Origin of the sequence: Enterobacter sp. RHBSTW-01064 (assembly GCF_014103035.1) — a bacterium.
GTDB classification, from domain to species: domain Bacteria; phylum Pseudomonadota; class Gammaproteobacteria; order Enterobacterales; family Enterobacteriaceae; genus Enterobacter; species Enterobacter mori.
The window spans coordinates 661,240-673,617 of sequence record NZ_JABXOU010000001.1; the positions used below are offsets into that span (position 1 = coordinate 661,240).

8 protein-coding genes are annotated in these 12,378 nt (G+C 56.7%); 5 read left to right on the forward strand and 3 right to left on the reverse strand.

Annotated elements, in window-relative coordinates:
• Nucleotides 1-17: 17 nt before the first annotated feature.
• Both HV355_RS03130 and HV355_RS03135 read right to left on the reverse strand, forming a co-directional pair.
• On the reverse strand, nucleotides 18-2,711 hold the full coding sequence (locus HV355_RS03130) for a cation-transporting P-type ATPase (protein WP_126546511.1): 2,694 nt from the start codon (nucleotides 2,709-2,711) through the stop codon (nucleotides 18-20).
• A 47-nt stretch (nucleotides 2,712-2,758) separates the two neighbouring features.
• Nucleotides 2,759-3,190, reverse strand: coding sequence for a universal stress protein (locus HV355_RS03135; protein WP_029741859.1), 432 nt, complete (start codon nucleotides 3,188-3,190; stop codon nucleotides 2,759-2,761).
• 397 nt (nucleotides 3,191-3,587) lie between these two features.
• Between HV355_RS03135 and HV355_RS03140 the strand changes: the two genes are divergently transcribed.
• The 3 genes from HV355_RS03140 to HV355_RS03150 are packed head-to-tail and all read left to right on the forward strand — an operon-like array spanning nucleotide 3,588 to nucleotide 8,697.
• Nucleotides 3,588-4,673 (forward strand): efflux RND transporter periplasmic adaptor subunit, encoded by a 1,086-nt coding sequence (locus HV355_RS03140; RefSeq protein ID WP_182400856.1) that lies wholly within the window; start codon nucleotides 3,588-3,590, stop codon nucleotides 4,671-4,673.
• A complete protein-coding gene (locus HV355_RS03145; protein WP_182400858.1) occupies nucleotides 4,673-7,735 on the forward strand; it encodes an efflux RND transporter permease subunit in 3,063 nt (1,020 codons plus the stop codon). The genes HV355_RS03140 and HV355_RS03145 overlap by 1 nt, the downstream gene beginning before the upstream one ends.
• Entirely contained in the window at nucleotides 7,732-8,697 is a 966-nt protein-coding gene (locus HV355_RS03150; RefSeq protein ID WP_089600493.1) for an acyltransferase family protein, read from the forward strand. Before HV355_RS03145 ends, HV355_RS03150 begins: the two co-directional genes overlap by 4 nt.
• Here the strand turns inward: HV355_RS03150 and pagP are convergent.
• Complete coding sequence (gene pagP / locus HV355_RS03155; RefSeq protein ID WP_120157884.1) at nucleotides 8,694-9,269, reverse strand: lipid IV(A) palmitoyltransferase PagP; 576 nt, start codon at nucleotides 9,267-9,269, stop codon at nucleotides 8,694-8,696. The two genes, HV355_RS03150 and pagP, sit on opposite strands and share 4 nt — an antisense overlap.
• Before the next feature lie 256 nt (nucleotides 9,270-9,525).
• Between pagP and shiA the strand changes: the two genes are divergently transcribed.
• Nucleotides 9,526-10,842: a shikimate transporter gene (gene shiA, locus HV355_RS03160; RefSeq protein ID WP_182400860.1), complete on the forward strand. Its 1,317-nt coding sequence runs from the start codon at nucleotides 9,526-9,528 to the stop codon at nucleotides 10,840-10,842.
• Nucleotides 10,843-10,915: 73 nt separating this feature from the next.
• Complete coding sequence (locus HV355_RS03165; RefSeq protein ID WP_010432073.1) at nucleotides 10,916-12,370, forward strand: AMP nucleosidase; 1,455 nt, start codon at nucleotides 10,916-10,918, stop codon at nucleotides 12,368-12,370.
• The last annotated feature ends 8 nt before the right edge of the window (nucleotides 12,371-12,378 follow it).

The window sequence follows — 12,378 nt, forward strand, 5'->3', positions numbered from 1 at the left end:
TTTCTCAGTTTACGCTATCACGCCTCGGTTTTGCGCCACCTGCGCGTCAGTACTTTTTCCGCCTCGACAATAAGGAACATCACAAAACCAATCAGCAAGGTGATGACCCAGTAGCGGAACGGCAGCGCCTCGGTGCCAAACAGCATCTGCATGAAGGGTGCGTAAATAATAAGAAGCTGTAGCGCCAGCAGTACGCCGCTGACGATCCAAATCCCTTTGTTCGCCAGCAGGCCTTTGCTCAGCGAGAAGCCGTCATTCACGCGACAGTTGAGCATGTAGAACCACTGCGCAGTGACCAGGGTTTGCAGCAGCACGGTGCGGATAAATTCCGCCGAATAGCCGCGCGGCTGTAGCCAGGCTTCCAGCACGAAGGCGCTGATGGCAATCATCAGACCGACAAACACCACGCGCCAGATGGCATAGCCGTCCATCACATGGAGATTCGCCTTGCGCGGTGGCCGGTTCATGATGTTTTTCTCACCCGCTTCAAACGCCAGGCCAAACGACAGCGTGGCCGATGTCGCCATGTTCATCCACAGGATCAGGACCGGCGTCAGCGGGATCAGGTTCCCCGCCAGCAGCGCGATGATGATCAGCAGAGCCTGCGCGATGTTGCTGGGGATAACGAACAGAATGGTCTTTTTCAGGTTATCGTAAACCCGACGTCCCTCGTGCACCGCACGGGCAATGGTGGCAAAGTTGTCATCCGTTAACACCATATCGGCGGCTTCCTTGGTGACTTCCGTTCCCTTAATCCCCATGGCGATACCCACATCCGCCCGCTTGAGCGCTGGGGCATCGTTTACGCCATCCCCGGTCATGCCCACGACTTCCTGTTTACTTTGCAGAGCCTGCACAAGGCGGAATTTATCCTCCGGGCTGGTTCGGGCGAAAATATCGTACTGCTGGGCGGCATCACTCAGCTGACGATCGTCCATCGCCTCCAGCTCACGTCCGGTGATAGCGCTTGCGGCGTTACCTATCCCCAACATTTGCCCAATGCTCATTGCCGTTTGCGGGTGGTCGCCGGTAATCATTTTCACGCGGATCCCGGCCTGCAGACAGTCGGCAATGGCGGTAATGGCCTCCGGACGCGGCGGATCCATCATTCCTGCAATACCCAGCAGGATCACGCCATCATGCAGGTCCGGGTGATCCAGCTCGCGCTGTCCCTCGCGAGCAGGTTTCCAGGCCGCAGCCACCATGCGCAATCCTTCCCGGGCATACTCTTCAATCTTCCCTTCCCAGTAAGGCTGATCGAACGGCTGTAGTCCGTCATTCGTCTGCTGATACTGGCAGAGGCGGAACAGGACGTCCGGCGCGCCGGTGATTAAAATCACCTCTTCATCGCCCAGCCGGTACAGCGTGGACATGTATTTATACTGCGAATCAAACGGGATTTTACTGCGCATTTCGGTATCGAGCGGTGGGAGCGGGATTTTCGCCGCCAGCACCTTCAGCGCGCCCTCGGTTGGGCCCCCGGTGATTTTCCACAGCCCCTGCTCGTCTTTGATCAGCTGGCTGTCATTACAGAGGTCAATGGTGCGCAGGTAGCGTTCCAGCAGGGAACCCTGCGTCACGCTGACGGGCGTCGGGTCATCGACGGGGTGAATATTCCCCACCGGTTCGTAGCTGTCGCCCTCCACGCGATAGGTCGTGTCAGCGGTAATCACCGCTTTGACCGTCATTTCATTCATCGTCAGGGTGCCGGTTTTATCCGAGCAGATGACCGTCATTGCGCCCAGCGTTTCCACCGTGGGCAACTTACGAATGATGGCCTTGCGACGCGCCATGGCCTGTACGCCAAGCGAAAGAATGATGGAAATGATGGCCGGCAGGCCTTCCGGCACGGCGGCAACGGCGAGGCTGATAAGCGACAGCACCAGTTCAGAAACCGGCATATCCCGGAACAGGAGACTAAAGACAAACAGCGCCACCATCATCACCAGGATAGTGATGAAGATGGTCTTACCGAGCTTATCCATCTGCACCATCAGCGGCGTGCGGTGTTTTTCAATGTCGGACATCATCTGATTGATGTGGCCCAGCTCGGTCTCGCCCCCGGTTGCCACCACCACGCCTTTACCGCCGCCGGAGCTGACGGTAGTGCCTGAGTAGAGCAGATTATACCGGTCACCTAAGGGCAGTTCCCCGCTTAACGCATCGCTGTTTTTCTCAACAACGGTGGATTCGCCGGTCAGGATGGCCTCCTCCACGCGCAGGTTGTGCGCTTCAATCACGCGCAGATCCGCAGGGATACGATCCCCGGCACGGATCACCACGATATCACCCGGGACCAGCGCCGTGGTGGGGATCGTTTCATGATTCCCCTGCCGTACCACCACGGCTTCGCTGGAGAGCATATTGCGAATGCTCTGCAACGATTTTTCGGCATTGCTCTCCTGGATATGGCCAATCAGCGCGTTAATGATGGCAACCCCAAGGATCACAAACATGTCTACCCAGTGGCCCATAAAGAGCTTAAGCAACGCGGCCACCAGCAGCACGTAAATCAAAACATCGTTAAAATGCGCCAGGAAGCGCAGCCAGGCGGGTTTGCCCTTTTTTTGCGGTAACGCATTCTCACCGTGCTGCTGAAGTCGGGCTGATGCCTCAGTGCCGCTAAGGCCTTCCAGGGTGGAGTGGATATTCGACAGGGTTTCGTCAACGGTTTGTTGATAATACGGACGTTCAGGTTTTCCTGTTTTCATCGTTCCTTCCTCAGGTTCTATTCAGAAATCACCTTGCTTCTCTGTAATTAACGAATAACGAAAACAGGGACATGAGCGTAACGAACAATACTTGCCGCCTCTGATCCTAACAAATGGGTTTGAATATTGGGATTTCGCGAGCCAACAATAATCGCGCCGACAGCCAGTTCATCCGCCAGCTTAATAACCTCATCACGAACATTCCCGCTACGAACATGGAGATGAACACGTTCTTCTGGCAGATTCACTTTTTTGACCAGGTCAGACAGCTTTTCTTTCGAATTATTAATCATATATTCATCCATTTTGCGCGCATCTGAAATAAAACCACGCGTCAGTTCGGCTGAAAATTTGGGCATGACGTGCAGCAAATGAATGTCACCCGATGCGCTTTGCGCCAGAAACTGTGCATGCTGCAACGCTTTATCCGCCAGGCTTGTCTCGTAGACATCCACCGGAACGAGAATGTTTTTATACATATCGAGCATCCTTTTTATAACCAACACGAGAGTGAATGAAGCAAAAAAACGCATTAAATGCAGGGGGTTGCCCTTAATGCCAGTTACGGTAAAAAGAGATGAATAATATTAAACGTAGCACAGGAATATCAGGTTTAGCGCTTCCCCACTGATTATGGTTATTTAACATTTATCTTTTCGCCGACTATGCTCATAGTCAGCCACCGCTTCCGGCTCATGGAGGAATGTATGTATGGTTTAAGCCTGATCCGCCTGGGTATGTTTATTGCACTCGCCATTATCGCCAGCACGGCGATTGGTTTATTTACCTATATGGTCGTCACTGTTCTGGCAGAATAGTGTCACCCCCTGTCCAGGTTATGGGATAAATAAAACAGTTATTTATTAGGGGAATACAGTGAACCGCTACCTCTCTCTTTTACCGTTCGTTTTGTTAACGCTCACGGCGTGCGACCCGAAACCGAAGCAAGCCTCCCCCCTGCCCAGGATGGTAAAAGTGGCGGAGGTGACGGTTCCCGGCCACGCCCAGCAGCGCGTTTTCCCCGCCCGCATTGAATCGGGCGATGCCACAGACCTTTCCTTCAAGCGCGCAGGGCAAATTGAAGCGCTCGATGTACGTCAGGGTGCTGCCATTAAACAGGGGCAACAGCTTGCCAGACTGAACGCCCGAGAAGCCCAGCAGCGGGTTAACGACAGACAAACGGCGGCGACGCTGGCCCAGAGGCAATTCGACCGCTTCCAGACGCTGGCAGGACGACAGGCCATTTCAAAAGCCGAGATGGACGTGCAGCGTGCGAACCGCGATTCGGCGAATGCGGCGCTGCAGATTGCCCGGGAAGAGCTAAATCAGATGACGCTCGTTGCGCCCTTCAGCGGGACGGCGGCCAGCGTGCACGTGCGAAACCATCAGGTGGTGTCCGCCGGTCAGCCCATCGCGACGTTAACCCGTACCGATCTGCTGGACGTGGTGTTCAGCATCCCTGAAAACCTGTTTAAGACCTTTGATATCCGCAACGCGCAGTATCGCCCCGTGGTGAAAATTAACGCCCTTCAGGATCGAGAATTTACCGCCGTCTACAAAGAGCATTCGGGCAGCAGCGACAGCAATACCCTGACCTGGCAGGTGATACTCACCATGCCGCGGCCAGATGATTTTCCCGCCGTCGGTGGCGTAAGCGGTACGGTGACCATCAATTTAACCAACCTCCCGGCCGGTGCGGGTGCTCAGGCGCTCGTCGTACCGGTTGAGGCAGTCTTTAACCCGGACAACAGCCCGCGCAATGAGCCGCACGTCTGGGTAGTAACGGGCGAAGGCGACACGCTCCATCTTGAAGACCGCAAGGTGAGCGTGGGGCAAGTGAGTACCGAAGGCGTGGTGATTACCAGCGGGCTGAAGGCGGGCGAGCGCGTGGTGGCCGCAGGCGTTGGGGAACTCCATGCTAAACAGCCGGTGCGTATCTGGACGCGTGAACGGGGACTGTAATGGATATCTCTCGTCAATTTATTAATAACCCTGTTCGCGTCTGGCTAACGATCCTGCTGCTGGGCGTCGGGGGGATTTTCGCCCTGTTGAATATCGGCAGGCTGGAAGATCCCGCCTTTACCATCAAAACCGCAGTGGTGGTTACCCACTACCCCGGCGCATCCGCTCAGCAGGTTGAAGAGGAGGTAACGCTTCCGCTGGAGAATGCCCTTCAGCAGTTGCCCTATCTGGACAACGTGAGCTCCATCTCGTCAAACGGTCTGTCGCAAATCACTGTTAACATCGCTTCCCGCTATCACTCGAACGAACTGCCGCAGATTTGGGATGAACTTCGCCGCCGCGTGGGCGATGCCTCGCGTCAGTTCCCGCCCGGCGTCGTCACGCCCTTTGTGAATGACGATTTCGGCGACGTGTTCGGCTTCTTCTTCGCCATTTCCGGAGTTGAATTCAGTAATCCTGAACTGGTGAGATATGCGGAGCAGCTGCGCCGGGAGTTGATTCTGATCCCCGGCGTCGCGAAGGTGGCCATCGGCGGGGCCATTAGCCAACAGGTCAACATCGATATCTCCCTGACCAAAATGGCCGCGCGCGGCATTACGCTGAACCAGCTTTCCGCCCTGCTCAGCAGACTTAACGTCGTTTCCAGCGCCGGAGAAATCACCTCCGGCACCGAATCCATTCGCCTGCACCCGACCGGTGAGTTTGAGAATCTTGATGAACTGGCGGATATCATCATCACACCTTCCGGCACCGGGGCGGCGACGCGTCTGCGGGATATCGCCACGCTGTCGCGCGGGCTGAACGAATCGCCAGCCAGCATTTACCATGCCAACGGCAAAAAAGCCGTTACCATGGGCGTCTCGTTTATTCCCGGCGTGAACGTGATCGACGTGGGCCACGCGCTGGAGGCGAAGCTAAGCCAGATGTCGGCGGAAAAACCGGCAGGCATACAGATAGACCTGTTTTACGATCAGGCAGCCGAAGTGGGCCACTCCGTTAACGGTTTTATTATTAACTTCCTGATGGCGCTGGCGATTGTCATCGGCGTGCTGCTGATCTTTATGGGCGTGCGCAGCGGGATCATCATTGCGTTTTCTCTCGCGCTCAACGTGCTCGGCACGCTGCTGATTATGTATCTGTGGGGCATTGAGCTGCAGCGCATCTCGCTCGGGGCGCTGATTATCGCCCTCAGCATGCTGGTGGATAACGCCATCGTGATTGTCGAAGGGGTGTTGATTGCCCGACAGCAGGGCTCGCCTCTGCTGGCCGCCGTGAACTACATCATCCGCCGCTCCGCCCTGCCGCTGCTGGGGGCGACGGTGATTGCCATCCTGGCGTTTGCCCCTATCGGGCTGTCGCAGGATTCCACCGGGGAATACTGTAAATCCCTGTTCCAGGTGCTGCTGATTTCCCTGATGCTGAGCTGGTTTTCGGCGCTCACCCTCACCCCGGTGCTGATTAAGTGGTGGTTGTTTAAAAACGACAACACCCCCGATAAAACCGATGAGTCAGATCCTTACGATAAACGACTCTACCGCGCCTACCAGCGCCTGCTTAACACGCTGCTGCACTATAAGGCACCGACGCTCATTGTGATGGCTGCGCTGCTGGCAGCGTCTGTCTGGGGTTTTGGCGCCGTACGGCAAAACTTTTTCCCGTCGTCTAATACGCCGATTTTCTTTGTCGACCTCTGGCTACCCTACGGCACCGATATTAAATGGACCGAGAAAATGACCGGCGATATCGAAAAAACCATTAACGGCCAGCCGGGCGTGGAAACCACCGTTTCAACCATCGGTCAGGGAAGTATGCGGTTTATTCTGACCTACAGCGGACAGCGGCAGTACAGTAACTATGCGCAGATCATGGTGCGCATGGACGACCAGCGCAACATCTCCGCCCTGACGCGCCACGTGGACGAGTACATCGCGCGAAACTATCCGCAGGTCAACGCCAGCAGCAAACGCGTGATGTTTGGCCCCTCCGGCGACAGCGCCATTGAGGTGCGCATTAAAGGTCCAGATCCTGACCGGCTGCGCCTGATTGCCAGCCAGGTGGACGACATCCTCACCCGCGACCCGGCCACGGGCAGCGTCAGGAACGACTGGCAAAACCGCAGCAAGGTGATCCGTCCACAGTACGTTGCCGCCCTGGGCCGCGAGCTTGGCGTAGATAAGCAGGACGTCGACAACGCGCTGGAGATGAACTTCTCCGGCAGCCGGGCGGGGCTGTACCGGGAAGGCAGCGACCTGCTGCCCGTGGTGGTGCGCCCGCCTGAGAGCGAACGGCTGGACGCCAATCACCTGAACAACGTGCTGGTGTGGAGCCAGACGCGGCAGCAGTATATCCCGCTGAGTAACGTCGTCAGCCGCTTCTCGCTGGAGTGGGAAGATCCGCTCATCCTTCGACGCGACCGTTCGCGGGTACTGACGGTGCAAACAGACCCGGACCCGCTAAGCCAGCAAACCTCCGGCGACATCCTCGCCCGCGTGAAGCCGCAGGTAGATGCCCTTCCCCTGCCGCACGGCTACAGCATTGAATGGGGGGGCGACGCGGAAAACTCCAGTGAAGCGCAGCAGGGGCTGTTCACTACGCTACCTCTCGGGTATCTGGTGATGTTTGTCATTACGGTGCTAATGTTCAGCTCGGTAAAAAATGCCGTCGCCATCTGGCTGACCGTACCGCTGGCGCTGATCGGCGTGACGCCGGGATTTTTAATTACCGGCATTCCCTTTGGCTTTATGGCGCTGATTGGCCTGCTGAGCCTGAGCGGAATGCTCATCCGCAACGGCATCGTGCTGGTGGAAGAGATTGAACAGCAGAAAACGCAAAAGGATCAGCACGAGGCGATCGTGTACGCTGCCACTTCGCGTCTGCGCCCCATCCTGCTCACCGCGTTTACGACCGTACTGGGCCTGGCTCCGCTGCTGCTGGACGTTTTCTTCCAGAGCATGGCCGTTGTGATTATGTTTGGACTGGGGTTTGCTACAATCCTGACGCTGCTGGTACTCCCCGTGATCTATGCATGTTTCCATCGTAAGGACGAAGCCAAACAACAATGAATGCGACAGGGCTGAACATTATCAAGACGCTGGGCTGTATGACGGCGGTGACCTTCTTTACCATCTACAATACCTGGGATCATTATGATTATGACTATCACTGGATCCTGGGGTTTTTAACTTTTATTTCGACCATCGCCACGCCGCTGTTTTTTGTGGTTTCGGGCTATCTCGACGGACAGTCCCGGCACGGCACCCGCTGGCAGCTGGGTAAAATTAAAAGCCTGGTGATTGTTTTTCTGTTCTGGATAACGATCTACTACCTGTGGGAGCCCTATCAGCGCGGGTATTTAATCCAGCCCTGGTTCGTGTTCGCCTTTGTCGTGATTTACACCTTCCACCCGGCGGTGGAGTGGCTAAGCCAGCGACGAGCGCTATTCTGCGGGGCGATTGCCGCCCTGTTGCTCTTTTCCTACGGATACGATCTGCTATCGGCGCTTTATCCTGAAACACACATCTTTTCCCTGTCACCGCAGTATCGGCTGTGGACATGGCTGCTGTTTTATCTGACGGGGCAACTCTTCTGCGACCCGAAAATCGCCGAGTGGATTAGCCGCAAAAATGTCGTCAGGGCGGCGGTTGTCGCCATCCCGTTTATCTATCTCTTCACCTGGTTTTACGAGCGCCACTTCTTCTTCGCGCTGTTCAAGGCGGACAGAAACGCCTTTATTCTCACCGGCTCTCAAATTTACATTTTGATCATCGCGCTGGTGATTGCGGCGAACGGCGTGCGCTTTCGTCGCAACGCCGAATTCAAAGAGTCGGTTCTGGCCGCCATCAGCAAAACGATGACCGGCGTGTATATTGTGCACTACTCGGTGTTTCACCTGCTGACGGCGCTGATACCGGTGACCTCCCTCGGTATAAAGCTTTCGCTGATTGTGCTCACGTTCGTCACCTCTGTTCTCTTCTCCATGCTGGTATTGTCTAACGCCGTGGCAAAAAAGGTGATTACCCTTTAAAAGCCTAAGCGCAGCCAGGCAAAGAGCACGTTGCCGTTGTTATACGTCCCGGGAATATAGGTGAACTGAACGGTAACGCGCTTATACCCGGCCGAAAACAGCGGAAAGATGAACGGTAGCGGCACGTAGTTGGCAAAATCATCTCGCGCCGTGATGCCCGCTGCAGCACCAAGCCCCAGGCGGAAATCCTTCGCATTATCCAGATACCAGCCCTTCTCCCAGCCATAGCCCATCGCGGGCTGCCATTCGTTGTGCGAGTCCTTGAACATCATCGCGAAGAGCGCGCTCCAGTTGCCCTCTTCGTTATAGCGGGAAACGCCCAGCCCGCCGCCCCACGGCATTTCATTGTAATTGTCCGTTTTTTCTTTGTCGTACATAAAGCGAGCGTGCCAGCTCAGGAACGGCAGGTACAAATCGTAACGCTGAGGCTCTTCCCAGGTCTGGGAGATATCCTCCGTCAGCGTATTCCACCAGCCGCTAATTCGCTGTTCTCCATAGACTTTCGACTCGGCATGAAGCGGTGCGGCGAATAAAAACAGGACAATCCATATGGCCGAAAAGGTGCGTTGCATCGTTTTTCCCTCAGCTTAAGTCACGCAGCGGTTTCTATTACTGTAATCCATTCAGCACTAACCGGAGCCAAACAGACTGATTTATCTCGAGGCAGGGGAAGATGAAATTTATTTATTCAGCGCCTTCCGGAAAGATAAAAACGTTTTCTCAGGCGTTTTGTCGCGGTAGTCTCATAGGTTCCGTTTATATGACGGACGCAATGTGAGTGACCTTTTCTTATACCAATAATTAAAAATCAGTACAGACAGGACAACTATGGACTCCACCCTCATCTCCGAACGTCCCAACGAGGAGACGCCTTCGCTCAACCGTGCCCGCCGCGCAGCCTTAGGCAGCTTCGCGGGTGCCGTCGTCGACTGGTATGATTTTCTGCTCTACGGCATCACTGCCGCCCTGGTGTTTAACCGCGAATTTTTTCCCCAGGTCAGCCCCGCGATGGGCACGCTCGCGGCGTTTGCCACCTTCGGCGTCGGCTTTCTGTTTCGCCCGCTGGGCGGGGTGATTTTCGGCCACTTTGGCGACCGCCTCGGCCGCAAGCGCATGCTGATGCTCACCGTCTGGATGATGGGGATCGCCACTGCGCTTATCGGTATTCTCCCCTCGTTTGCCTCCATCGGCTGGTGGGCGCCGGTACTGCTGGTCACCCTGCGCGCCATCCAGGGCTTCGCCGTAGGCGGTGAATGGGGCGGCGCGGCGCTGCTGTCCGTCGAGAGCGCGCCGAAGCACAGGAAAGCCTTTTACAGCAGCGGCGTGCAGGTGGGTTATGGCGTCGGCCTGCTGCTCTCCACCGGGCTGGTCTCCTTAATCAGCCAGTTCACCACCGACGAGCAGTTCCTGAGCTGGGGCTGGCGCATTCCGTTCATCTTCAGCATTGTGCTAGTCATCGCCGCGCTGTGGATCCGCAACGGGATGGAAGAGTCTGCGGAATTCGAACAGCAGCAGCGGGAAAAACCGGTCGCTAAAAAACGGCTGCCGGTGATGGAAGCGCTGGTTCAGCATCCTGGCGCTTTTCTGAAAATTATCGCCCTGCGCCTCTGTGAACTGCTGACGATGTATATCGTCACCGCGTTTGCGCTGAACTACTCGACGCAGAACCTCGGACTTCCCCGCGAGCTGTTCCTCAATATCGGCCTGCTGGTCGGCGGGATAAGCTGCCTGACTATCCCCTGCTTCGCCTGGCTGGCGGACCGGTTTGGTCGCCGTCGCGTCTATATTACCGGGGCGCTGATTGGCACCCTCAGCGCCTGGCCGTTCTTTATGGCGCTGGAGGCCCAGTCGATCTTCTGGATTGTCTTCTTCGCCATCATGCTCGCCAACATCGCTCACGACATGGTGGTGTGCGTGCAGCAGCCGATGTTCACCGAGCTGTTTGGCGCAAGCTACCGCTACAGCGGTGCGGGCGTGGGCTATCAGGTGGCAAGCGTAGTCGGTGGCGGGTTTACGCCGTTTATTGCCGCCGCGCTGGTGACTTTCTCTGGCGGAAACTGGCACAGCGTGGCGATTTATCTGCTGGCCGGTTGCCTGCTCTCTGCCGCCACGGCGCTGTTTATGAAAGAGCCGCGCCACACCTGATCTCACTTTTGTTTCACGGGCGTGTGACATACTATCGGGTAGAGTCACACACCTGTGGAACAAGGAGACAGAGATGAATAATAAGGGCTCCAGCCTGACCCCGGCTCAGGCGCTGGAAAAACTCGACGCGCTGTATGAACAGTCCGTCAACGCGCTGCGCAGCGCCATCAGTGAATACATCGAATCAGGGAAACTTCCCGATGAAAAGGCCAGAACTCAGGGCCTTTTTGTTTATCCTTCGCTCTCTGTTACCTGGGACGGCAGTGCCAGCAGTAATCCCAAAACCCGGGCCTACGCGCGCTTTACCCACTCCGGCTGTTACAGCACCACCGTCACCCGCCCTGCGCTGTTTCGCCCCTATCTTGAGGAACAGCTGACGCTGCTGTATCAGGATTACGGCGCGCACATTTCTGTAGAACCTTCGCTGCACGAAATCCCTTATCCGTACGTGATAGACGGCTCGGCGCTGACGCTGGATCGCTCCATGAGCGCGGGGCTGACGCGCCACTTCCCGACCACCGAGCTTTCCCAGATTGGTGATGAGACGGCTGACGGCATCTATCACCCGGCTGAATTTTCTCCCCTGTCGCACTTTGATGCGCGCCGCGTGGACTTCTCGCTGGCGCGCCTGCGTCACTACACCGGCACGCCTGCGGAGCACTTCCAGCCGTTTGTGCTGTTCACCAACTACACCCGCTACGTGGATGAGTTTGTCCGCTGGGGCTGTAGCCAAATTCTCGATCCGGACAGCCCTTACATCGCCCTTTCCTGCGCGGGCGGGATCTGGATCACCGCGGAGACCGAAGCGCCCGAGCAGGCTATCTCCGACCTGGCGTGGAAAAAACACCAGATGCCCGCGTGGCACCTGATCACCGCCGACGGACAGGGCATTACGCTGATCAACATCGGCGTGGGCCCGTCAAACGCCAAAACCATCTGCGACCATCTGGCGGTCCTGCGTCCGGACGTATGGCTGATGATTGGCCACTGCGGCGGCCTGCGCGAAAGCCAGCTGATTGGCGATTACGTGCTGGCCCACGCCTATCTGCGTGATGACCACGTGCTGGACGCGGTACTGCCGCCGGACATCCCGATCCCGAGCATCGCCGAAGTACAGCGCGCGCTCTATGACGCCACCAAAGAGGTCAGCGGTATGCCGGGTGAAGAGGTTAAGCAGCGCCTGCGTACCGGCACGGTAGTGACGACGGATGACCGCAACTGGGAGCTGCGCTACTCCGCCTCCGCGCTGCGGTTCAACCTGAGCCGCGCGGTGGCGATTGATATGGAGAGCGCCACCATTGCCGCGCAGGGATATCGCTTCCGCGTCCCTTACGGCACGCTGCTGTGCGTCTCCGATAAGCCGCTGCACGGCGAGATTAAGCTGCCGGGCCAGGCCAACCGTTTCTACGAAGGGGCTATCTCTGAGCATCTGCAGATCGGTATTCGTGCGATTGATTTACTTCGCGCGGAAGGCGACAAGCTGCATTCACGCAAGCTGCGCACCTTCAACGAGCCGCCGTTCCGCTAATAACAAGG

What these genes read in the sequence shown, in the direction of transcription:
- HV355_RS03130 (WP_126546511.1), bottom strand. Translation starts at nt 2,711, where the DNA reads ATGAAAACAGGAAAACCTGAACGTCCGTATTATCAACAAACCGTTGAC.
- HV355_RS03135 (WP_029741859.1), bottom strand. Translation starts at nt 3,190, where the DNA reads ATGTATAAAAACATTCTCGTTCCGGTGGATGTCTACGAGACAAGCCTG.
- HV355_RS03145 (WP_182400858.1), top strand. Translation starts at nt 4,673, where the DNA reads ATGGATATCTCTCGTCAATTTATTAATAACCCTGTTCGCGTCTGGCTA.
- HV355_RS03150 (WP_089600493.1), top strand. Translation starts at nt 7,732, where the DNA reads ATGAATGCGACAGGGCTGAACATTATCAAGACGCTGGGCTGTATGACG.
- pagP (WP_120157884.1), bottom strand. Translation starts at nt 9,269, where the DNA reads ATGCAACGCACCTTTTCGGCCATATGGATTGTCCTGTTTTTATTCGCC.
- shiA (WP_182400860.1), top strand. Translation starts at nt 9,526, where the DNA reads ATGGACTCCACCCTCATCTCCGAACGTCCCAACGAGGAGACGCCTTCG.
- HV355_RS03165 (WP_010432073.1), top strand. Translation starts at nt 10,916, where the DNA reads ATGAATAATAAGGGCTCCAGCCTGACCCCGGCTCAGGCGCTGGAAAAA.